This is a genomic window from Dellaglioa carnosa (assembly GCF_026948345.1).
Taxonomy (GTDB): Bacteria; Bacillota; Bacilli; order Lactobacillales; family Lactobacillaceae; genus Dellaglioa; species Dellaglioa algida.
In genome coordinates this window covers 64,867-87,441 of sequence record NZ_JANXLI010000006.1, presented here as the reverse complement: position 1 = coordinate 87,441, position 22,575 = coordinate 64,867, and the positions used below count along the sequence as shown (strand labels likewise).

The following is a 22,575-nucleotide window of genomic DNA, read 5'->3' as shown; positions in this document are numbered from 1 at the left end:
CTCCTAATTGTTGGTTTATCCAAGAATCCATTTTGTTATCTATTGCTTCAAAACCGGTATTTACGGACCTATTAGTCCAATAATATTTATGATTTATTTTAACTCCAGAGCTTTTTAAATAGGCATTTTTTTTAGTGATATCCCTAATCGAAAAGCTCATTTTGCCGTTATATTCATCAATATCAATAATTTGCACCTTAACTTTTTCATTTATTTTTAAATAATTTAATACATTATCAACATATCCGTTGTGGCACTCTGAAATATGAATTAGTCCTTGAACCCCTTCTGCAATTGTTACGAAAGCACCGTATGGTTGAATTCCAGTTACGATTCCAGAAATTACTTGTCCTATTCTGTATTCCATATAAATTTCTCCCCTCCATGTTAAACTATTCCAAAATAAAAAGGACTTTCATCCTCTTTATTTTGTCACTATCATATTTTCGATTACAATCGGTTCAACCGGTTTATCTTGCATTGCCGTTTTTGCATTCGCAATCTTGTCGACAATGTCCATTCCACTAATTACTTGACCAAATACAGTATGATGAAAATCTAGCCAAGGAGTACCACCCTTTTGATATTCTGTTATTGCCTCTTCCGGATAGTTAGCATCCTTTAATTGATTAATCATTTGTTCAGGCACATTTGAGTTTTGAACAATAAAAAACTGACTACCATTAGTTGCAGGACCAGAGTTAGCCATTGATAAAGCCCCTCTTAGATTAAACAATTCAGGTGAAAATTCATCTTCGAATGAATCTCCCCACAAACTTTCGCCACCCATTCCTGATCCAGTTGGGTCACCAGATTGCACCATAAAATCAGAAATCACTCGATGAAAGATAACATCTTTATAGTATCCATTCTCCGAAAGGCCGATAAAGTTCTCAACTGTTTTTGGTGCTTGTTCAGGAAATAATTGAATTACGATATCACCATAATTTGTAACCATTTTAACTTGTGGACCTGTCACGTGTTCTAAGTCTAGTTGTGGATATGCCATAATTTTTGTTCCTCCTCTTTAAACTTTAATGATTTCATTGTACCCAATTTCGTTCTAATTTACTATTACTTTATATTTTTTATGCGTTATACTACTATAATGTTAATAAATAGAATACTAGGAGACAAAATATGATAGAAAAAGACATATTTGATATTACCATTATTGGTGCTGGGCCCGTTGGTCTATTTGCTTCAACTTATGCACATATGCGTCAAGCTAAAACTCAGATTATTGAGAGCCTTCCCAAAATAGGTGGGCAAGTTGGCACTCTATACCCTACAAAAGAAATCTATGATATAGCCGGTTTTGCCGGTATTTCTGGCGAACACCTGGTAAAACAACTTTCGAATCAAGCTTCTCAGTTCAATCCTGACATCAAATTAAACGAAACTGTTCTATCTTTTGCGAAAGAAGACGATTTTTTTAAAATTCAAACTTCTAAGCGTGTTACATATAGTAGAACAATCATTATTACGGCTGGTATCGGTTCTTTCCAGCCTCGAAAATTAACTATTCCCAACGCAACGGAGTTTGAAGAACAGTCTTTATTTTATAATATCAGTAATCCTGATAATTTTTCAAATAAAGAGATTGCCATTGCTGGTGGTGGTGATTCCGCTATTGACTGGGCGAACGAGCTTTCAGTAATAACTGATCAAATTCACATGATTCATCGTCGGGACACCTTTCGAGCTTTGGAATACAGCGTTTCGAAGTTAAAAGAAACTAATACCATCTTTGAAACACCCTTTGTCATTCAATCACTTTCTAAAAAAGAAGGTCGTCTCGCAATACTTTTGAAGCATTCTAAAGATAATATTAATAAAACAATAATTGTTGATAATTTACTTGTGAATTATGGTTATTTATCCGATAATAAAATTATTCGTAAATGGGGATTACGTATGAATAAGAAGTTGTTGTCTGTGAATTCTGAAATGGAAACCTCAACCCCCGGTATCTTTGCTGCGGGAGATATCGTTTCATATCCAGGAAAAGTTGCCCTAATTGCTTCGGGTTTCGGCGAGGCTCCCACTGCGGTAACTAGTGCTTTGAGTTATATCAACCCAAAGACTAACCGAACCATTCACAGTACTCAACTGATAAAACAAAATACAAAAAATTAAAGGAGTACGCATACTTATGTCCGTAATAAATTTTTTCATCGATTTTGTTCTACATATAGACACACATTTAATCAGCATTGTCACTAACTTTGGAAATTGGACCTACCTTATTTTATTTTTCATTATTTTTATAGAAACTGGTGCTGTTATTTTACCATTTCTACCAGGTGACTCGCTGTTGTTTGCCGCGAGCGCCTTAGCAGCAAATTCGATTTATCATTTAAATATTTGGATATTCGTGGGACTTTTCCTTGCAGCTGCCTACTTAGGTGACTCGCTAAACTTCTTTATTGGAAAAAAAGTAGGGAGTTCAATTTCAGAACACGCCATATTCGGTAAACTGATCAATCAAGATAATCTGAACAGAACTGAACAGTTCTTTAACAAACATGGTGGTCCCGCAATTATATTAGCCAGGTTCATGCCAATTATACGAACTTTCGCTCCTTTCATCGTTGGTGGTAGCGGATTTAAGTATTCTCGTTTCTTACGATTTAGTTTAATAGGCGGATTTTCATGGGTCACAATTTGTTGCTCTGCCGGGTTTTTCTTCGGTAATATTCCAGCCGTTCAGGATCATTTTTCACTAGTCGTCTTAGGAATTATATTAATTTCTTTAATTCCAGCCGTATTCGGTGGTCTTAAAGCAAAATTCAGTAAATAAAAAGAACACTGAGAAGTTAGAAAAATCTAACTTCTCAGTGTTCTTTTTATTTCTCTTTTACCTACGTAAATTCCGATTAAAAAACATAGTTCTATCAGAATAAAGACTAGCAGGAAACAAATCATGAAGAAATTTTCTGGCAGGGCTAAAATAATTGGATCTAGTTGTGGATAAAATATCCAATCGTTATTTCTAAACATAAGTTCATGAAATAATATGAAATAGTGTTCAAAGTTAAAGAAAAATAAAAACAAGCAAATAAATGGAATGGTTGCTGCTATTTGAAATGGTCTAATTAATTTCCATAATTCTTTTTGTTTCGCTAATCGGAGAATGAATGTTATTGCGATAAACCCAAAAATAATAAAACAAATATAGTTAAGTAAAAATAATTGCTTAACATCATGGTAATGCTGCATACCATCATACGACGAGGGTAGCGTCATTTGTAGTTTGTCCACCCACGGATAATTAAAATAACGTAATAAATTTTTATAATCAGACATCAATCCCGCTTGAGATAATCCAACTTTTTTTTCTAGATGTGACGTTGTCACAAAAAATTTATAAATGAACGTACTATTAATTACGATTATAATAGAAAAAGAGACAATCGCCAGATATAAACTCAGCCACTGCCCCACTTTTTTAACGCGTTCTATCATTATCAAAATCCCAATCATCAAGTGAATCCATTTGAATTGTTGGTTGTACCGGTTTCGATGCTACTAGCTTTTTCGTTGAAACGCCCGTATAAACTAACATCGTATCAACGCCGAAATTAATTCCAGCCATAATATCAGTCATATAATTATCACCGACCATTACAACCTCGTTCTTCTCAAGTCCCAATCTCAACAGTGCCTCTTCCATAATAATTGTCTCTGGTTTCCCAATATAAGTGGCTTCTTGCTGCGTTGTACACTCAACCATCCTTACTAAAGATCCAGCACCGGGCAGTAACCCTCGCTCATTTGGAATATTCGTGTCGGCATTCGTTCCAATGAACTTAGCGCCACGTTTAATTGCTAATGTGGCCAATTCAAATTTATGATAAGTGACATCAGAATCTAGACCGACTACAACGTAATCAGGTGTAGTTTCTTCAACGACAAAACTCTTATCCATAATAGCTTGTTTCAGTCCGTGCTCTCCGATGATGTAAACACTTTTTTTATTGGAATCTAGTGAATCTAAGTAGTCTGCCGTTGCAAGCGCAGCCGTGTAGACTTCTTTTTCTGTCACATGAATATCAAAATTATCGGCTAAATTTGCGACAACATCTTTTGGCATTTTAGTCGTGTTGTTAGTCACAAATAAAAATGCTATATTACGTGCCTGAAGAGATTCAACAAATCTTTTTGCCGCCGCAATTTTTTCTTTTCCTCGATAGATTGTGCCGTCTAAATCAATCATATAACCTTTATATGCCATTATTATCACCTCATCCGTTTAATTATGATTTATCTTTTTGTCTAATTACAAATTCGTGTTTCTTCGTACGCTTTGGTACCGGTTTTGAAACGTTCTTTTGCGTTTTAACAGGTTTCGTTTTATTTAATGGTGCTTTAGGTTTCTTATTTTTAATTTGATATTTTTTTTCAGCCGTATGTGCTTTTACTACTGGTTTTCTTCTTTTACCAACTGGCTTAATTGTTTTTTTACGTTCTTTCGGATTAGAAACTGGTTCAGGCTTTTGTATTTCCAAATTGTGTAATACAAAATAAGAACAGCCAAAATTACAATATTCATATAAATAATCCTCCAGGGTATCGATACATTGTGACCGGTATGCTTTCTTATTTTCAGTTTTGTAAAAGCCTCTTAATCGAAGCTGATCATACCCCCAATCACCAACGATATAATCATATTTTGTTAAAATTTGGCTGAACCGTTCCGTTAATTTTTCAATTTCGAAGCCATCTCTATAGTTTGAAACAAGATCATATGGACGGTTATCGATTACTATTCTGGTCTCACTCTGTCGAACAACTTCACTAGCGTAGGCTTTTAATTTTTCTGCCTTGATTGCGAGCTGCTGTTCTCGTTTTTCTTTCTGTGCTTGATTCAAATTTTAAACCTCCTTTTACTGCTTTAGTCATACTTCATTATACAGAAAATTCCATTTTTAAATAGTCCCCAACGTAATCTCTCAAAAACTTTTTGCCATTTATGGTGATTTCACCTGTTATTTCTATGGTTGGGAAGAAAGGAATGTACATGAAATGATCAACTGTTGCGAGGGTATAATAGGCATCCAGAACAATTTTTTGTTTATGGTACAAAAGTTCGCCATTTTCTTGTTCCGTCAATCCGTCAACCACAACTTCACCAAATAATTGGCCCCTGAATCCCATCCCTCTAATTGGAAATTTTTTAAGAAATGACCTATTCTTTTTAATTTCCTGCATTAGTCGTATCAAATTATATCCAGTTAGTTTAACCGTAATCACCCGCATTGGATGTGGCAATGTCTGATGTAAGTCATTTTTAGTGACAACACCTTTTTGTAGATTTTTCAAAAGTAATCCACCATTTAACATAGCAATATCCGTTTTGGTCCCTAATTCAATTGCTTTAAGCGCCACTTGCATTAATTCCGAATTTTGAGTCCACGATGTATTTAAATCTCTAGGTAAGTTCGTTATAACATCAGAAGTTAAAATTGCTTCTCCACGCGATCTGTATCCTGCAATTTCAGCCTGATCACTGCTTATTTCAGGTAAACTTTCGGTTTCAATTACTTGGGCGTTTTTTTTGATGATGTTATGACCCTCTAGTTCAATTGAAACTTCACCAATATACATCCCCCATTTACCGGCCGCAGCCAATAATGAATCATTCACTATTTCCCCGGATTTTAACAAGTGATGTGAATGTCCGCCTAAAATGATATCTATCTGAGGATACTTTTGAGCAACTTTTCTATCTACACCCAGCCCTAAATGTGATAACAAAATAATAACGTCGACTTTACCGACTAATTTTCTTAAAAGTGTTGGTAAGACCGTATCTATTTGATTAGACTCCCACCCGTTCATCTCATAGGTCATTGGAAATGGTGCCGTTAATGCAATTATTCCAATTTTAGTTCCAGCCGCAGTTTCCATAAGCTTATATTCATTTGCCCATGAAGGCCGACTATCAGCTTCCTCATCAACTACATTATCAAGAATAATATCAAATTTTGCATCATCGTATAAATGTTGTAACTGACTTCTTGAGTTGCCAATTCCCTCATTATTACCAATTGTGACAGCATCATATTTCACGGTATTCATTAATTCTATGTTGGCCTTACCATTTGTCGCTTCTGATAACGGATGAACGCGATCAATTGCATCCCCAATATCGAATGTCAAAACAGTCTGCCCTTGCTTCTCAAGATTAATTTTTTCGGATTGTAAAAATCGTCTGATTTTAGGCCAATTTTCTAAATGTGAATGAATATCATTCGTGTGTAAAATTGTTATTTTTTCCATTAATTTCAATCCACCTCATCATGGTTATTTAATGCTTCTTTTTTACCAGCAATCATGACGTCAATTTCAGCCATTGCAAATGGTGCACCAAATTTTTTCTGATTTTCCAAGTAGCTAACCTCTGGAGAGTCGACGCCAACATTAATATTAGTCTCAGAATTCACACTATAGTGGTGAATGTGACCGTGTAAATTTATACTATTATTCGTAATTCCCAGCATCATAGGGTAATGTGTCAAAAAAAGTTGATGGTGATTCATTTTTAACAAAATCCCAACGTCATGAAATTCGAATTTCGGTTTATTTTTAATTAAAATATTTTGTTTTTTTATATAATTGATGATTGAGCGATTGTCATGGTTACCTTTGATAAAAGTAATTCGACCATTTAATTGCATTAAAATTTGAAAAATAGCCTCATTACCACCAGAATTAGCCATTAAAACTGCAACGTCTCCAAGATGGTAAACTAAATCATTATCCGTAACAATTTCATTCCAGCTGTTAATGATTGTTTGATTCATTTCATTGACATCTTTGAACGGTCTCGGTGCGAAATCATTATTTCCAAGTAATTTTCCATGCATAAAATGCGTATCAGACGTAAAAAATATCATATTTTTCACCCTTCTTCCTAAATATTCTTTAATCTTATAGTTTATATCTCGAATATACAAAAAAAAGACCTTAATAAATCTTAGGTCTTTCAAAAAAATTTAATTTGCAAGTTTCATTTGAACACTTTTAATACCGTACAGAATAATCAACCAGCAAATTGAGGCAATAAGTGCAATTAATGTATCTGGTTTCAAGCACAATACGATGCCCACAAATGTCAGAAATGCCAAAATCAAATAGTTCGTCACAGGAAAGAGTGGCATTTTAAATGCTAGTGTTTCTTCTGCCTTTTCTAACTTAATTTTACGACGATATTTCAAATGTGTTATGACAATCGTGCCCCAAATGAACAAGAAACACGTCGTCGCGATACTTGATATAAAGGTAAATACAGATTCCGCCATAAACATATTTAATATAACTGAAATAGCAATCACGGCCGTTGAAAATTTTAACGCAAACGCGGGAACTTGATTGTGCGAAAGTGTGCTGATTTTTTTAGAAAACTTATTTTTTTTACCATAATTTAATGAAAATAACATTCTTCCGGTACTAAATAATGATCCATTACAAGCAGATGCGGCAGCCGTAATGACAACAACGTTAATGATACTAGCCGCAGACTTTATACCAATATTTTCAAAAACTTGGACAAAGGGACTTTGTGACTCTGATATCATGTTCCAAGGATAAATTGCCATGATTGCCAAAAGTGACCCTACGTAAAATAAAATAATTCTTAGCGGGATTTCATTAATTGCTTCTGGAATCACCTTCATCGGATCTTCCGTTTCAGCAGCAGTTAGCCCAACCATCTCGATACCTACAAAACTGAATAACACCATTTGAAACGATAGAACAAATCCTTTAATTCCTTGAGGAAAGAAGCCACCGTGATTGACTAGGTTCGTTAAACTAGCGTGCCCGACCGATGTTTTAAAATTAACAACGACCATATATATACCGATACAAATCAATACAACAATGGCAATAATCTTAATAAGTGCGAACCAAAATTCTGTTTCACCAAATAGTCCAACCGTGACTAAGTTTATCCCTAAAAGAATTAGTAACATGACCATGCCGGGAATCCACTGTGGTAAACTTGGAAACCAAAACTTCATATAAAGTCCAACTGCTGTAATCTCCGTCATTGCGATTGTTACCCAACAAATCCAATAAGTCCATCCAGCAACAAATCCAACTTTTTCTCCTAAATATTCATAAATAAAATCAATAAATGAGTGTGCATCCACATTTGATAGTAAAAGCTCACCCAGGGATCTCATTAAAAGAAAACATGCAATCCCCGTAATGAGATATGCTAGTAATATAGATGGACCTGCCAAATGGATCGATTGTCCAGCTCCTAAAAATAATCCAGTCCCTATTGTTCCGCCAATTGCGATCAATTGAACGTGGCGACTTTTTAGTCCCCTGGAATGATGGTCACCTGAACTTTTGTCTGTCATTGCTATCAATCTCCCTCTATGTAATTAGATAAATTATACATGACGTTCGCCAATTTCAAAAGACATATTTTCTTTAAAAATTACCAAAATAAAAAAGTAACTCAAAATATGAGTTACTTTATCTGTTGTTAAAATTAATTTGAATCCATTTATCTAACGTCTTAACAAAATTTTGAAATTGTTCTTCATCTTTTAGTGATGGAAAATCCCCTAACAACACTTTGTCTACCTGTTTACTGTTATTTCCATGTTTTTGTATAATTAAGATTGATTTACGTGAACCGGCAGAACTAAATAAATTAGCCGGTAGATTTAACATTCCCTGAAGATATGCATTTTCCTGAATGTAGACTAATAGTTTTTTTGCTTCTTCAGTTTCAAATAAACCTGTAGGCACAAGATAGACACCGAATCCGCCATCATTCAAGTAGTTCACTGATTGTTCAATTAATAGATGGTGAACATAGGAATGGCCCTCACTAGCACGTGTTTTAAAGTGACTAACCCGCTCATCTAACGGATAATAACCAATTGGTAAGTCCGCGATAACCACATCAGATTTTTTAACGACTAAGTCATCAATTGCGTCCTGATGGAATAAATCCAAATTCAGTCGTTGTAATTGTCCACTTAATCCGGCAATTGACAGCATTGTATCATCATTATCAACTCCATATGCCTTAGATATTTCAAACTTATCCGTAGACATTTGGTTTAAAATAGTTGTTAAGAGGTTTCCCGATCCAACCGTAATGTCCAATAGGCTGAACGTTTTCTTCCCACCCATCAGTTTTTCAAGTACAAATGCCACTAAAAAGCCAATTGTATCAGGTGTCATTTGATGATTAGGTTGAATTTTTTCTTGTCTGGTTGCTTTCAATAAAACTAACTGAATAACTTTCCGTACATCTTCCGATGATAGCGACTCTAGATTCATTTTTTTATAAATTTGATTTAAAAGCTTCACGTCCTGATCATTTGGTAGACCCGATTCCACATGCGCGGACTTATTGTCTAACAAGTTATTGCTAGTTTCAATAAAGGCATCTAAATAAGTGATTTCTAAACTTTTTTGTAAAATATCAATTGTTTCGTTAATTTGATTAAAGTTCATTTCAATTTCTTCTAATGACATAAAATCACTCCCTGAATTTATTTGCTCGTTTCAGTTTAACGATTTTTAATTATCAATTCAAGTTAAGTTTCTTTTTTATCATTTAAAAATGTATATTGAACATTATTTTTTAGTCTTATCCGATAAACGTTCTTCTGGTACTCAACGGTACCTAGATTATAATAAAATGTTTCATCAATTTTTTTGGATGTCTGATTTAGAATAGTCATATTTTTCATTGTCTCCGCCTGATTGTATTGACATATTTTTTGGTAGCTAGTAATTTTCGCATAAAAATATACTAATTGACCCGTTAATAAAACAACCATCATCATTAAACAAAACATAGCCGAGACAACTAGATGCCCACCTAATAAATTATTTTTTTTCATTTTGAACCTTCTTTTCCATCGGAATTACCAATTTTAAAGTTCTATTTTGACGTTCTTGTTTAATTTTCAAAAACAAAATAGGTTCATCATACTTAATTGAGAATGATTTAACATGGTATAAAAGCGGCACGTGTCCTCCTGAAAATCCGATAAATTGAATCATCTCGCCATGTTGACTAAGAAAATATCTAGCGCCCGTTTTATTATTCTTTAATGCAACCGTATATTTACCAACATCTATGATATTAAGATCTAGTTGATCTGACTCTAATAAACTAATACATTGTTGTAACGAAAACTCACTATTTTCATTACTTCTTTGATATTGGCTTGTACACAATTTCCAACATGTTGTCATCAGACTGAGAGAAATAACAAATATTCCTAAAGCAACAATGGTCTCTAAAAGTGAGAACCCCTTCATTTTAATTTTACGCTGACTAATTCTTCCTCAGATAGGATACGAATTTCTGATTTAGTGGCACATTGTAAGTCGCCTTCAACTAATTTTGTTAAGTTACTCGTTGGATGAATCACTAGTAGCTTACTAACCTCACGTAAATTTCTCGTAAGTGTTGTTTTATGATTCCAGTAGTCCGCTTGTTTTTGTAGCGTATGATTCGTTTGAACGTACAGTCCAAATCCTGATGCCACAATAGTTAACGTCATAATGGCATCAGCTAACACAATTCCCGATAACTTTCGCATATCACTCTACATCCCTTCTAATAAATTGGCCCCATCCAATTTGAAAGACCAATTTTTGATTTCTATTTGGTAAAGTGGATTTAAAATCAACCGTTTTCCCGGTTATCTGTCCGCTTTTACTGATTTTAATCGTCACCTGTTTTTTTACGGTTACAGTCTTCGGATAATTGAGACTAATTTTATTTTTCCCATTGATAATGGTCATTTTATCTTCATTAAAATTAATAATATTAGGCATCTTATTTAACGGTGATTCAATGACCGCACTTTGCCATAACTGTTCAAAATTTTGCCAAAATTGTTTTTCCCTAGACGTTGCCAACACCCTATCCATTGGTCCCATCAACAATAAACCACATAGACTAGTAACCGCTAGTGCAATCAACATTTCAATCATGCTAAACGCGCCTAACTTATTTTTCAGTTTTAACGACATTATTTGAAATAACAATATGATTTGCTTGCGCTTCTTTCTCTTGTTTCTCGGTGAGATATTTTTCTGAAACTAAATCGGAAAAATTAATTGATTTATTGTGCGTCTCATTTTCGTACAAATCAACTTGAGTTTGAACTACGCTAACCAATGCTTCGTCATTAACGTGCTTTGCACTTGTTCTTTGGTGCCCGATATTCGGAAGTATAATTAACATTAAGAGAGAGATGATAAAAAGGACACAGAGCATTTCAACAAGTGTAAATGCCTTTAATTTTTTTCGATTGTTTTTCATTTAATTTCCTCCATTGTTTGATACATAGGTAATAAGATTGCTAAATACAGTCCAACGATACAAGCCGCTACAATAATAAATGCAATTGGTTGCACATAAACCATCATTTTTTCGACGGACGATTCAAATTTTCGATAAGTTAGTTCAGAAAATATTAGTAATTCCTGACTCATCACCTCTAACGTATTTCCTTTCTCAAGAAATACTGTTAGTTCTTTCGGAAAAAGTGGGTTCTTATCAATCATTTGTTTGGTATTACCACCCTTTTCAAAATGCTGTGTAAGTTGCCGTCCCAGTTGGTAGAGCAACGATTCTTGATCAAATTGATTTAAATAATCACATATTTTATTGAGATTCAAGCCACTTGATAGGAGCAGCCCTAAATTAAAAGTTAAGTAATAATGGCAGTAATCTTTATAAATTTTGCCGACTACGGGTATCTGACAATACCAGACGTGTCGGTTCATTGTCGTTTGCTTAGAAACCCGAATACTTATTTTAATACCATAACCAATAAGTATGCTAACAAAGAGACTAATTATACTCTTCACAATAATCACCTTGATTCCAGTGTTCGATGTCGTTCCCAGCTGACTATTATTAATCTCTGGTAATATAAATTGCTGAATACCAATATATAATGCAATTAGTAATCCCATCAAAATAATTGGATATTGCAACAGTTGCTTTAATTGTTTCTTTTGTTTAACTCGAACTGCCATTAATTTACCCAACTGATTAATACTCTTGTTTAATCCGCCATATTTTTCAGAAATCATAATTTGATAATATGAACTTTTTGAAATGTAAGGTTTAATTCCCGTCGAAAATGCCTCACCATGACTTAGTTCAGCTTCAATTTTTTGAATATCTAATTTACCCGTTGAAAATAATCTTGTCGTAGTCGTTAATGCTTGTTTTAATGAAAATCCGGCATCCAATAAATCTGCTAACACTTCAAAGAATTCACTTTGCTTTTTTATTGTCCACTTTTTCCTATTGATAACGACTTGCTGTTTCCAATGTAATAATGTTGTTTTTAACGCATTCAGCAAGATTTTCGTGCCACCTTTCTAGCGGAAGTTTTTGATTATCGATTTCCTCGAAAATATTCTTTAAATTCTGACCGGATAATAAATCGAATAAAACACCATTTGATCCCTGCGTTGTTTCAATTAAGCGTTGGTAACTAACCGCCTGCAACGATTCTTTTAAATCACTTCGGCTAACACCAAGATTTTCTAAGCGTTTAATTGTACCGGCCGCATTTCTTGCATGTACGGTACTTAAAATTAAATGTCCGCTCATAGCCGCTCTAATTGCCGCATTAGCAGTTAATTCATCTCTAATTTCACCAATAATAAAAATGTCTGGGTGATGCCTCAACCCAACCTTCAATAGCTCCGCATATGTCATATTTGCTTTATCGTTCACTTGCAGTTGAATAAAATTTGTATTATGAATTTCAACTGGATCCTCAATTGTTAATATTGTTCTCTGTCGTTGTATTTTTTCGGCAAGTTGATACATGGTTGTTGTTTTACCTGAACCCATGGGACCAGAAAATAAAATTAACCCACTGGATTGGCATAAATCAGCTAATTCATCAAATTGATATGGCAACAATCGGTTTATCGACATATTAGTTTCCAAATAAATGAATCGAATAACGATTGATTCTCTTCCTAAAAAATCGCCCACGCTGGAAATCCTACAATTAATCTGTTCATGTCCAATTTGCCATTGAAAAGCTCCAAACTGTGGCCGTCTATTCTCACTCAAAATCATATTAGCTTTAAATTTAAGAAAGTTATTCATTTGCATCAACTTTCTTTCTGAATATGTATCCAAATTATGATATTGGTTTGAGATACGATACTTAACCGAGCACCCTTTGGCATTTGGAATTATATAAAGATCACTTGCCCTCTTCTCAACGCAGATTTTAAAAATTGTATTCATTTCTGTTTCTATCATTTTAATATTCCTCCCTTCTTCATATTGAAATACGCAAAAAAAGCCAAAACATTTAAGTTTTGGCTTTTTTTGCGTATTTTTATTTTTTTTGAACGATCAGCTCTAAAATTTATTCTTCGTCCGATAAATCTCCGGCATGGAAAACTTCTGAAACATCGTCATTTTCTTCCAATGCATCAATCATGTGGTGGAATTGTTCAATTTTATCTTCGGGAACTGGTACTAGGTTTTGAGGAACCATGACTAATTCAAAAGTATCCAATTTGTAGCCTTTACCCTCTAGTGAAGCACGAACATCTGGTAAATCTTTAGGATCCGTATAGATTTCAAATAATTCTTCTGATGTCTTTAAATCTTCGGCACCAGCATCAATAACATCTTCAAACATTGCATCTTCGTCCGTATCTAGTTCTTCACGAGAAATTACAATGTATCCTTTACGGTCAAACATATAGTTAACAGAACCAGTTTCGCCTAAGTTTCCACCATTACGTGTGAACGCAATACGGACTTCTGATGCTGTACGATTGCGGTTATCTGTTAAAGTATGAACCAAGATAGCTACTCCACCTGGTGCATAACCTTCATATGTGATTTCTTCATAATCTGCACCCTCTGAACCAGATGCTTTATCAATAGCACGTTTAATATTATCTTTAGGCATATTTGCAGCTTTAGCTTTATCAAGCATCAAGCGTAATGAGGGGTTCGAATCGGGATCAGGGCCACCACTTTTTGCAGCCATGTAAATTTCTCTTGATAATTTTTGGAAAATTTTACCACGCTTAGCATCTTGTGCATTTTTTCGACCCTGGATGTTATTCCATTTTGAATGTCCTGACATAATTCCCTACCTCTTTCCGAAATGTTTCTGAATTTTTACTTTTAACCGTTTATTATAGTATCAAAATAACGAACTAATATCAACATGATTCGCGTGAAATAGCCTAATTTAGTTCTTGCGGGCTTTTCTTCGATGATAAAGTGTCACTATTAGTATGGTTAATAAAACACCTGTTGTTGCACCAATTGTATCAAGAATTACATCCTGAACGAGGGGTGATCGTCCACCCGTCAAGCTTTGATGAAATTCATCAAATGATGCATAAACTGCGGCACAAGTAATTGCAATAAGCCCGCTATAACGCCATTCTTTAATTCTATTTTTCAATCCCAAGAATATAAAACTGGCCATTAAAAAGTACGTCATAAAATGAGCCGCTTTGCGAATAAAGAATTCAACAAATTTGAAATAACCAACTTGTTGAATACTTTCATCTTGACCTGCGTAACTAAATGACACATGTGATAACCAGTTCTCAAATGGTTTATTAGCTAAATATTTTTCGAGAAATGGGACAGATGTCTGCTGTTTGTAGGTCTCCGATGAACTTATAAACAGAATCACAATAATGAGTACCGCCAGAGCAAAGTAAATATTATTTTTATTTTTCATAAATTTTCCGTCCAAATTCTAATAAAAAAACTTGATTTACTCCAAATATATTGAAGAATCAAGTTTTTATTAAATTATTTTGTTGAAGAACGCTTAATTAACCCGTATGGTAATTGAATTGTCTTTTCACTAACTTCTTCTTTATCCATTAATTTTGTTAACAATCTCATAGAGACAGCTCCCAAATCATACAAAGGTTGTGTAATTGAAGATAATTTAGGTCGAACAATTTCAGTTAATTTTGAATCATTACTTGTAATAATTTCAAAATCTTCTGGCACACGTAATCCAGCGTCTCTAGCACCATTTAAGACACCAACGGCCAATTCATCGTCACCGACGAAAGCAGCAGTTGCATGGCTTGAAGCGATTGCTGGCCATAATGTTTCGCCAGCACGATATGAGTAATCTGTTTCAAAAATTAATTCTTTATCAAACTTGATTCCGGCTTTTTCAAGAGCCATCTTGTAGCCTTTAAGACGGTATTCACCATTAATTGGTTCATCCATCGAACCAGAAACAAATGCAATACGTTTGTTTCCATTATTAATTAAGTCCGTTATCGATTCCATTACGGCCGCAACATAATCAATATTTACACTACCTAATTCTCCAGTAGGATCAACTGATCCAGAAAGGACAACCGGTGTCCGACTTCTTTTCAATTCAGCACGTAATTCATCGGTAATTTGATTACCCATGAAAATAATGCCATCAACTTGTTTGGCTAACAATGTATTTAATACTTGCACTTCTTTTTGACCATTTTGATCAGAGTTAGCTAAAATGATGTTGTATTTGTACATTGTTGCAACATCGTCAATTCCACGAGCCAATGATGAAAAGTATATATTAGTTACATCAGGAATAATAACCCCAACCGTCGTCGTTTTCTTACTTGCCAAACCTCTTGCAACTGCATTAGGTCTGTAGTCAAGACGATCAATAACTTCCAAAACTTTCTTTCTTGTTGCTGGTTTAACGTTAGGGTTACCGTTGACCACTCGTGAGACAGTAGCCATTGAAACGGCTGCTTCTCTTGCTACATCATAAATTGTTATTGTTTGCTTATCCATTAATATTATTTCCTCTCATTACTTAAATATCAAGTTTTCATTCCGTTTTCATGCACTAGAACAATTTAGCAAATTTTCAAGATAATTGCAAGCGTTTTTACCTTATTTTCATGAAAATAAAATTTATATAATGAAAATTACAATTCTTCATCGTTATTCTATACCTATGTTATAATGCAGTATACTAATGTAAAGGGAGAGATTTCATGTCACATATTGCATCTTTACAACAATGGCTTGCCGATAATGGTACAGACATTGCTTATATCAACGATCCAATGAGTATCCAATATTTTACTGGTTTTGAAAGTGATCCAATTGAGCGCGTTATGGCACTCTTCGTATTTGCTGATCAAGATCCATTCTTATTTACGCCGGCTCTCGAAGTTGAAGCTGCCAAAGACACAGGATGGAAATACCCTGTTTATGGTTACCTTGATCACGAAGATGCCTTTGCGATCATTCAAAGTGAAATCAACAAACGTCAGAATTCACCAAAAAAATGGGCCATCGAAAAAGGTAGTTTAACCGTTGAACGTTATGATGCTATTCGTCGTATTTTCCCAAGTGCAGAATTTGTTGCCGACGCAACGGGGTTCATCGAAACACTTAAGGTCATAAAAACACCCGATGAAATTGAAAAATTAAAAGTTGCCGGAAAATGGGCAGATGTTGCTTTTGAAGTTGGTTTTAAAGCTCTTCAAGAGGGCAAAACTGAACAAGACATCGTTGCCGAAATTGAATATGCAATGAAGAAACAAGGTATTATGCACATGAGCTTTGATACTATCGTACAAAGTGGTAAAAATGCTGCAGAACCTCATGGCTTCCCAAAGAAGGACTTAATTCAGCCAAATGCACTGACATTGTTTGATTTAGGTGTCATTTCAGATGGTTATATCTCAGATGCAAGTCGGACTGTTGCTTTTGGTAAACCAAATGAAAAATCTTTAGAAATTCATAAAGTATGTTTAGAAGCTCAATTAACGGCACAAGCTGCTGCTAAACCCGGTATGATTGCTGAAGATTTAGACAAAATTGCTCGTGACATTATTGTTAATGCTGGTTACGGTCAGTACTTCATTCACCGTCTCGGTCACGGTATGGGCCAAAGTGAACATGAATTCCCTTCAATTATGGAAGGAAATAAAATGGAACTTAAACCTGGTATGTGCTTCTCAATTGAACCTGGTATTTACATTCCTGGAGTTGCCGGTGTCCGTATTGAAGACTGTATCTACTTAACCGAAAATGGTAATGAACCTTTTACAGTTACACCTAAAACATTAAAAACAATTGAACTTCACTAGACAAAAAAACTCATTACAATGTAATGAGTTTTTTTGTCTTTATTTTTCGCCTGTCCATCCGTCAGGATAAATTGTTTCGGCTTTTCCTTCTGCTTCATCGGCATCTTTGGCTTCACCAAAGGCACTCTTACTATCAACATAAATATCTTCATCAGCTAAGTCTGAAAATTCATCTGTTAAATCAGTCATTTGTTCAAAAATATCGTCTGATTCCATAGCTAATTTATTCTTTAAATCATTTTTTGCATTGATCAATGCGTCCTTAGCGTTTGCATAGGCATCCTGACTCATAAGTAAGTCACTTTTTTCAGAGATTTTATCACTTATATTATTTTTTATCTCGTCAAAATCACCTATTTTATCTTTTAAATCGTAACTAGCATCTTCAGCATACGCCTTATATTCCAGTACTCGATCACGTGCATCCATAGCTTTTTCTTCGATTTGGTTTTTAATATCTTGCTTTGTTTTTTCTGAAATTAATTTAGAAGCTGCATATGCGGCAACTCCACCCGTAATTGCTAACCCCAATAAGAATTTTTTTGACATGTTAACCCCTCCTTGATTTAAGCTTTTCTATTTTTATAAAAATCAAATGCTTTTTTACCAACATTAATGAAAGCCGAAGAATCTTTAGCTTTTTTTGATGTTGCTGAAACATGTGATACTAGGTCGCGGCTTGCATCATTCAAATCTGACACGCTTTCGCTTAGATCAGCAACTGCCTGAAATAACGGATCTATCGTTGCCACTTTACCATTCACATCGTCTAATAAGACATTTGATTTCACTAGCATATTTTCAACTTCACCAGATAGTCCATCAACGTCACTGGTAATCGCTGAAATACTTTTATTAACTTCTCCGAGCGTTCTCATCATTTGCATTAAAACGAAAATAATGAATAGAACTAGAACCGCAAAAGCAATAGCGGCAATTAATCCTGCAATTTGTCCAACTGTCATAATTATTCCTCCTATTTACTTATGTACAATAATTCAAAATCTACTTATAGGATAGCATTTGCACCTTAAAACTGCAATCGATACCATACCGCAGTTTATCATTTAAATTACACATTAACTCATATATTTGCTATGATGATATCAATAAATAGATTTAGAGGTGAACAGTATTTTGAACAATCTTTTTTTAGCTCATATTTCAAATGATAACTTAGTTTTAGGTACCTTACTTAAAACGGTTACGAAACAAGGTAATTTTCTCTCACGCTACATAGCTGATATTGATTGGGATTCGATTATTAGCCACTTAGTTGAACTGGCATTTTCTCTTATTTTTTTCTCGTTCTTATTTATCGTTATAAATTGGATTGGTAAAAAAATTATTCGTCGAACATTTGCTCAATACCGAATGTCCAGCAAATATTCAACAAACAGGGTTGAAACAATTAATTCCCTAACATTAAATTTGTTTCATTACGTTATGTTGTTCTTTTATTTATATGCCATTCTTTCAGTACTTGGCGTTCCAGTCGGAACACTCATCGCTGGTGCTGGAATTCTAAGTGTGGCCTTAGGTCTTGGCGCACAGGGATTTGTGACTGACGTCGTCACCGGGTTTTTCATTCTTTTAGAACAACAATTTGATGTTGGTGACATCGTTAGAATTAATACCATTGAAGGTCCTATTGTAGCCGTCGGATTACGAACGACACAGATTGAAGACTATGATGGTATCTTACATTTTGTACCAAACCGTAATATTACAATCGTCAGTAACTTATCTCGAAACAATATGAGAGCCGTCATCGATATTCGAATTGATGTTACCGATGATGTTGATAAAATAACCGAAATTGTACAAAAAGTTAATGATCAATTAGTTCCACTTCACCCTGAAATTAAAGATGGCCCAAATATTCTAGGTCTTGTCGATCTAGGTAAAGGAAGTTTAGTCTTCAGGGTTGTTGTATTCACGTTAAACGGTGAACAAGCACCTATCCAACGAACATTTTTAGCGGGTTACCTAACCGCCCTAAATGAGGCCCACATACATGTGTTAAACTCGCCTATCACGCTTAACTAAAAAAGATTCAAATTATGTTTTTACATAATTTGAATCTTTTTTTATTTCGCTAGTTGTTGATCTCTATCAGTTAAAAAGTGTGTCATTGCGAGAACACCAGCATCAATTGCAACTTCCTTAGGGGCTAAAAACTCTGAATGGAGCGAGTATGGACTATCAACACCCAACCAGAACATCGTTCCGGGTATTTTAGATAGTAAAAAACCAAAATCTTCTCCAGTCATTGCAGGTTGTGTTTCGACAAATGAAACCTCTGAATCGTTTTTCATAAATCGAATAAAGTTTTCAGTTTTACTTTCATCGTTCTCAACTGGTAAGTAACCGCCTTGAATTAAATTCAGTTCTACTTCACAACCATAAGTTAGTGCAATACCCTCACAAATTGTCGTTACACGCTTTTGAATCAATAAATTCATTTCTTGCGTCAACGCCCGGATTGTCCCATTAATCTGTGCCTCACCGGCTATCACGTTACCCGTAGTACCTGCCGTAAACTGACCTAACGTGACAACTCCTGATTGAATTGGGTCAACATTCCGGCTAACAATCGTTTGTAATTGATTAACTAATTGTGCACCCGCCACGACCATATCATTTGCTTGATGCGGGTATGCTGCATGCCCACTTTTGCCGGTTAAATGTGCATGAATTTCACATGTCCCCGCGAACAAAGTTCCTAATCGAGTCCCAATTGTCCCCGCAGGCAACTGTGGATTATCATGAAATGCATAAATTTCATCAGGCATCCATTCGTCTAATAACCCACTTTCATAAAGTCTTTTACCACCACTGGCGTTTTCTTCCGCTGGTTGAAAAATAAAAGTCATATTTGCCATTGGTTGATTTTCTGAAAAATAATTTAAGATTCCCAGTGCAACAGTCATATGAATGTCGTGCCCACAGGCATGCATCCGGCCCTCATTTCGTGAGGAGAATGGTAACCCTGTCTTTTCAGCGACTGGTAATCCATCAATGTCAGTTCGGTAGCCGATTGTGTAGTGTCCGGTTGAACCAGCCAGTCGAACTAAAATCCCGGTTTCAACAGTTTTTATCGTCATAAAATTTTGATTGAATGTTGAAATTAAGTTCAATAAATAGGCTTGAGTTTCAAATTCTTCTAATCCAATTTCCGGAATTTGATGTAGGTCCCGTCTGATTTTAATTAGCTCTTCAGTTGTTAAACTCATTTCTAATTACTCCCATTCCAATTTGCTTCTAGATATTGCGCAAATCTGCTAAAATCTCTGTCTTGTCTTTTGTTTTATCATCAATATCTTTAACTTTTTTTGCTGGCATCCCTACAACTACCGTATATGGTTCAACATCTTTAGTTACAACGGCACCAGCACCGACGACAGCACCTTTACCAACACGAACCCCTTCAAGAACGACAACATTACCACCAATCAAGACATCATCTTCAATGATAACTGGCGTTGCTGAAGGTGGCTCAACAACTCCGGCAAGAACTGTTCCAGCACCAATATGACAATTTTCTCCAACAATTGCGCGACCACCGAGAACGGCGCCCATATCAATCATTGTTCCCTTGCCAATTTCAGCGCCAATATTAATAATTGCGCCCATCATGATAACTGCATTATCACCAATTAATACTTGATCGCGAATCACTGCGCCAGGTTCAATTCGAGCATTAATCTTTTTCAAATCCAATAATGGAACGGCTGAGTTTCGTGTTTCATTTTCAATATGTGAGCTCGTAATTTCTGGTGTTGCCTTTAAGAAAGGTTCAACATCTGCCCAATCGCCAAATAAAACACCGGCCTTATCATTTAAATAATCTTCGATTGTATCAGGGACTTTAATTCCTACCAAGTCACCTTTAACGTATACTTTTACGGGTGTTTTCTTTTTTGAAGTACTAATAAAATTAATAATTTCGTGTGCATCTAAAGTTGCCATAATGATTCTCCTCTATAAATTATATTATTTGTCTTCTTTTACTTCAATTTCTTGAACAGTATAATCTTTCTCAAATTCATGAGCAATATGATTCAAACTTTTCATAAGTTCACGACGCGTCACAATCCCTGTAAAACTACCATCGTTAGAAACAACTGATAAAAATGGATGGTCAACAAGTAAATGTAATACATTTTCAATATCATAAGGATCTTGGATTGTCGGCATATCTGTTTCCATGACATCTTTTACGTAGATTTCATGTAACTTACTAACATCCAACTCATCCAATCCTAACATTGTCTCAGTAATCATAGATAAAGATAATAATCCTTTAAATTTATAATCATTATCTAAAACTGGAATCTTGGCATAACGCACTTTCGTTAAAACCAATAACGCATGATCCAAAAAATTATTTTCTTGGACGTTAGCAACCATCTCTGCCGGAATTAAAAAGTGTTCCTGGTTTTCGGATAACATTTTTTCAATAGACTTAGCTATCATTCAATAGATCCTCCTTCCAAACATTTAGTACATCTTCTATTTTATAATAGATTGCACTCAGACACTATTTTTTTTCGAAAATTATGGCAATAATTAATAATTATTTACATTTGTTAACAGTATTGGTATCATAGTGAATATTGTGAACAAAAAATAGGAGGACACTATGGATTATACATTAACAACAAGATTAGCCGCAGAATTTATTGGTACAGCAATTATGGTAATTTTAGGTAACGGTTCTGTTGCCAATGTCGAACTTGGACATACAAAAGGACATGGTAGTGACTGGGCTTTAATCGCCTTTGGTTACGGATTTGGTGTTATGATTCCTGGCTTAATCTTTGGTAGTATTTCAGCAAATCATATTAACCCTGCCTTCACCTTAGGTTTAGCCGTTTCTGGCTTATTCCCATGGAGTGAAGTACTTCCTTATATCGCAGTACAATTTTTGGGTGCCTTTTTCGGACAGGCAGTAGTCGTAGCAACTTACAAACCTTATTATGATCAAACGACTGATCCTGAACGTATTTTGGGAACTTTCTCAACAATTGATGCAGCTCAAAGTAAATTAAATGGTTTTATTAACGAATTTGTTGGTACTTTCATTTTAATCTTTGGTGCGCTTGGTATTACAAAAGCCCCATTCTTTTCTGATAACCTTGGAACAGCTCATCTTGGATTAGGTTTCTTAGTCCTCGTATTAGTTGCTTCATTGGGTGGCGCAACGGGACCTGCTTTAAACCCAGCCCGTGACCTTGCTCCTCGTTTGTTACATCAACTTTTACCGCTTAAAAATAAAGGTAAATCACAGTGGGATTATAGTTGGGTCCCAGTCGTGGCACCAATTTTAGCTGGTATTTTAGCAATCTTTGTATACAAATCATTGTTCATGTTATCATAATTAAAAATAAGCTTAAAATGACAATGTCATTTTAAGCTTATTTTTTTATCTATCAA

The 22,575-nt window shown here is 34.9% G+C and carries 29 protein-coding genes; 5 read left to right on the top strand and 24 right to left on the bottom strand.

Going from position 1 to position 22,575, the window contains the following annotated elements:
- Together N0K80_RS06990 and N0K80_RS06985 are read right to left on the bottom strand one after the other, a co-directional pair.
- The coding region (locus N0K80_RS06990) for a CvfD/Ygs/GSP13 family RNA-binding post-transcriptional regulator (RefSeq protein ID WP_269024172.1) at positions 1 to 367 on the bottom strand (367 nt) is incomplete at its 3' end.
- A 57-nt stretch (positions 368 to 424) separates the two neighbouring features.
- Positions 425 to 1,009 carry a peptidylprolyl isomerase gene (locus N0K80_RS06985; RefSeq protein ID WP_269024173.1) on the bottom strand — a complete coding sequence of 195 codons (585 nt, stop codon included), beginning with the start codon at positions 1,007 to 1,009 and terminating at the stop codon, positions 425 to 427.
- A gap of 131 nt (positions 1,010 to 1,140) precedes the next feature.
- Here N0K80_RS06985 and N0K80_RS06980 point away from each other — a divergent pair, with 131 nt between their 5' ends.
- Together N0K80_RS06980 and N0K80_RS06975 are read left to right on the top strand one after the other, a co-directional pair.
- Positions 1,141 to 2,139, top strand: a complete 999-nt coding sequence (locus N0K80_RS06980) for an NAD(P)/FAD-dependent oxidoreductase (protein ID WP_269024174.1) — start codon at positions 1,141 to 1,143, stop codon at positions 2,137 to 2,139.
- Between the two features lie 25 nt (positions 2,140 to 2,164).
- Positions 2,165 to 2,803: a VTT domain-containing protein gene (locus N0K80_RS06975; protein WP_146343021.1), complete on the top strand. Its 639-nt coding sequence runs from the start codon at positions 2,165 to 2,167 to the stop codon at positions 2,801 to 2,803.
- Positions 2,804 to 2,829: 26 nt separating this feature from the next.
- On the opposite strand, the gene N0K80_RS06970 is transcribed toward N0K80_RS06975, so the two are convergent.
- From N0K80_RS06970 to ccpA, 17 genes are all read right to left on the bottom strand, one after another.
- The gene (locus tag N0K80_RS06970; protein WP_186726302.1) at positions 2,830 to 3,468 is read right to left on the bottom strand and encodes a TIGR01906 family membrane protein; all 639 of its coding nucleotides are present in this window, start codon (positions 3,466 to 3,468) and stop codon (positions 2,830 to 2,832) included.
- On the bottom strand, positions 3,452 to 4,237 hold the full coding sequence (locus tag N0K80_RS06965) for a TIGR01457 family HAD-type hydrolase (RefSeq protein ID WP_407932694.1): 786 nt from the start codon (positions 4,235 to 4,237) through the stop codon (positions 3,452 to 3,454). The genes N0K80_RS06970 and N0K80_RS06965 overlap by 17 nt, the downstream gene beginning before the upstream one ends.
- A 22-nt stretch (positions 4,238 to 4,259) precedes the next feature.
- Positions 4,260 to 4,874, bottom strand: coding sequence for a YutD family protein (locus tag N0K80_RS06960; protein ID WP_269008062.1), 615 nt, complete (start codon positions 4,872 to 4,874; stop codon positions 4,260 to 4,262).
- Positions 4,875 to 4,911: 37 nt separating this feature from the next.
- A complete protein-coding gene (locus N0K80_RS06955; RefSeq protein ID WP_269024175.1) occupies positions 4,912 to 6,285 on the bottom strand; it encodes a bifunctional metallophosphatase/5'-nucleotidase in 1,374 nt (457 codons plus the stop codon).
- A 5-nt stretch (positions 6,286 to 6,290) separates the two neighbouring features.
- Positions 6,291 to 6,902: a metallophosphoesterase family protein gene (locus N0K80_RS06950; protein ID WP_269024176.1), complete on the bottom strand. Its 612-nt coding sequence runs from the start codon at positions 6,900 to 6,902 to the stop codon at positions 6,291 to 6,293.
- A gap of 99 nt (positions 6,903 to 7,001) precedes the next feature.
- Positions 7,002 to 8,375 carry an amino acid permease gene (locus N0K80_RS06945; RefSeq protein ID WP_269024177.1) on the bottom strand — a complete coding sequence of 458 codons (1,374 nt, stop codon included), beginning with the start codon at positions 8,373 to 8,375 and terminating at the stop codon, positions 7,002 to 7,004.
- A gap of 118 nt (positions 8,376 to 8,493) precedes the next feature.
- The gene (locus N0K80_RS06940) at positions 8,494 to 9,510 is read right to left on the bottom strand and encodes a class I SAM-dependent methyltransferase (RefSeq protein WP_269024178.1); all 1,017 of its coding nucleotides are present in this window, start codon (positions 9,508 to 9,510) and stop codon (positions 8,494 to 8,496) included.
- 62 nt (positions 9,511 to 9,572) lie between these two features.
- Positions 9,573 to 9,881: a hypothetical protein gene (locus tag N0K80_RS06935; protein ID WP_269024179.1), complete on the bottom strand. Its 309-nt coding sequence runs from the start codon at positions 9,879 to 9,881 to the stop codon at positions 9,573 to 9,575.
- Positions 9,868 to 10,305 (bottom strand): competence type IV pilus minor pilin ComGF, encoded by a 438-nt coding sequence (locus tag N0K80_RS06930; protein WP_269026233.1) that lies wholly within the window; start codon positions 10,303 to 10,305, stop codon positions 9,868 to 9,870. Before N0K80_RS06930 ends, N0K80_RS06935 begins: the two co-directional genes overlap by 14 nt.
- Entirely contained in the window at positions 10,302 to 10,589 is a 288-nt protein-coding gene (locus tag N0K80_RS06925; RefSeq protein WP_269024181.1) for a hypothetical protein, read from the bottom strand. Before N0K80_RS06925 ends, N0K80_RS06930 begins: the two co-directional genes overlap by 4 nt.
- Position 10,590: 1 nt before the next feature.
- Positions 10,591 to 11,025, bottom strand: coding sequence for a hypothetical protein (locus N0K80_RS06920; protein WP_269024182.1), 435 nt, complete (start codon positions 11,023 to 11,025; stop codon positions 10,591 to 10,593).
- Positions 11,003 to 11,317, bottom strand: a complete 315-nt coding sequence (gene comGC / locus N0K80_RS06915) for a competence type IV pilus major pilin ComGC (RefSeq protein WP_057974752.1) — start codon at positions 11,315 to 11,317, stop codon at positions 11,003 to 11,005. The genes N0K80_RS06920 and comGC overlap by 23 nt, the downstream gene beginning before the upstream one ends.
- Positions 11,314 to 12,372 carry a competence type IV pilus assembly protein ComGB gene (comGB, locus tag N0K80_RS06910; protein WP_269024183.1) on the bottom strand — a complete coding sequence of 353 codons (1,059 nt, stop codon included), beginning with the start codon at positions 12,370 to 12,372 and terminating at the stop codon, positions 11,314 to 11,316. Before comGB ends, comGC begins: the two co-directional genes overlap by 4 nt.
- Positions 12,314 to 13,294, bottom strand: a complete 981-nt coding sequence (gene comGA / locus N0K80_RS06905) for a competence type IV pilus ATPase ComGA (RefSeq protein ID WP_269024184.1) — start codon at positions 13,292 to 13,294, stop codon at positions 12,314 to 12,316. The genes comGB and comGA overlap by 59 nt, the downstream gene beginning before the upstream one ends.
- Positions 13,295 to 13,403: 109 nt before the next feature.
- Positions 13,404 to 14,138 carry a YebC/PmpR family DNA-binding transcriptional regulator gene (locus N0K80_RS06900; protein WP_057974749.1) on the bottom strand — a complete coding sequence of 245 codons (735 nt, stop codon included), beginning with the start codon at positions 14,136 to 14,138 and terminating at the stop codon, positions 13,404 to 13,406.
- 108 nt (positions 14,139 to 14,246) lie between these two features.
- On the bottom strand, positions 14,247 to 14,750 hold the full coding sequence (locus N0K80_RS06895; RefSeq protein ID WP_269024185.1) for a VanZ family protein: 504 nt from the start codon (positions 14,748 to 14,750) through the stop codon (positions 14,247 to 14,249).
- A gap of 74 nt (positions 14,751 to 14,824) precedes the next feature.
- Positions 14,825 to 15,826, bottom strand: coding sequence for a catabolite control protein A (gene ccpA / locus N0K80_RS06890; RefSeq protein ID WP_146342984.1), 1,002 nt, complete (start codon positions 15,824 to 15,826; stop codon positions 14,825 to 14,827).
- 206 nt (positions 15,827 to 16,032) lie between these two features.
- On the opposite strand from ccpA, the gene N0K80_RS06885 reads away from it, so the two are divergent.
- Positions 16,033 to 17,136 (top strand): M24 family metallopeptidase, encoded by a 1,104-nt coding sequence (locus tag N0K80_RS06885; protein ID WP_269024186.1) that lies wholly within the window; start codon positions 16,033 to 16,035, stop codon positions 17,134 to 17,136.
- A 39-nt stretch (positions 17,137 to 17,175) separates the two neighbouring features.
- Here N0K80_RS06885 and N0K80_RS06880 read toward each other — a convergent pair whose 3' ends face one another.
- Together N0K80_RS06880 and N0K80_RS06875 are read right to left on the bottom strand one after the other, a co-directional pair.
- On the bottom strand, positions 17,176 to 17,685 hold the full coding sequence (locus N0K80_RS06880; protein WP_112251541.1) for a hypothetical protein: 510 nt from the start codon (positions 17,683 to 17,685) through the stop codon (positions 17,176 to 17,178).
- Between the two features lie 17 nt (positions 17,686 to 17,702).
- Entirely contained in the window at positions 17,703 to 18,101 is a 399-nt protein-coding gene (locus N0K80_RS06875) for a DUF948 domain-containing protein (RefSeq protein ID WP_057974744.1), read from the bottom strand.
- Positions 18,102 to 18,273: 172 nt separating this feature from the next.
- Here N0K80_RS06875 and N0K80_RS06870 point away from each other — a divergent pair, with 172 nt between their 5' ends.
- Complete coding sequence (locus tag N0K80_RS06870; protein WP_269024187.1) at positions 18,274 to 19,185, top strand: mechanosensitive ion channel family protein; 912 nt, start codon at positions 18,274 to 18,276, stop codon at positions 19,183 to 19,185.
- A 41-nt stretch (positions 19,186 to 19,226) separates the two neighbouring features.
- On the opposite strand, the gene N0K80_RS06865 is transcribed toward N0K80_RS06870, so the two are convergent.
- Genes N0K80_RS06865 through cbpB form a run of 3 tightly spaced genes read right to left on the bottom strand, consistent with a single transcriptional unit; the run spans position 19,227 to position 21,615 of the window.
- Positions 19,227 to 20,372: an N-acetyldiaminopimelate deacetylase gene (locus N0K80_RS06865; protein WP_269024188.1), complete on the bottom strand. Its 1,146-nt coding sequence runs from the start codon at positions 20,370 to 20,372 to the stop codon at positions 19,227 to 19,229.
- A gap of 28 nt (positions 20,373 to 20,400) precedes the next feature.
- On the bottom strand, positions 20,401 to 21,108 hold the full coding sequence (dapD, locus tag N0K80_RS06860; protein ID WP_269024189.1) for a 2,3,4,5-tetrahydropyridine-2,6-dicarboxylate N-acetyltransferase: 708 nt from the start codon (positions 21,106 to 21,108) through the stop codon (positions 20,401 to 20,403).
- Between the two features lie 24 nt (positions 21,109 to 21,132).
- Positions 21,133 to 21,615, bottom strand: coding sequence for a cyclic-di-AMP-binding protein CbpB (gene cbpB, locus N0K80_RS06855; RefSeq protein ID WP_146342980.1), 483 nt, complete (start codon positions 21,613 to 21,615; stop codon positions 21,133 to 21,135).
- A gap of 166 nt (positions 21,616 to 21,781) precedes the next feature.
- Here cbpB and N0K80_RS06850 point away from each other — a divergent pair, with 166 nt between their 5' ends.
- Positions 21,782 to 22,519 carry an MIP/aquaporin family protein gene (locus N0K80_RS06850; RefSeq protein WP_269024190.1) on the top strand — a complete coding sequence of 246 codons (738 nt, stop codon included), beginning with the start codon at positions 21,782 to 21,784 and terminating at the stop codon, positions 22,517 to 22,519.
- Positions 22,520 to 22,575 lie beyond the last annotated feature (56 nt).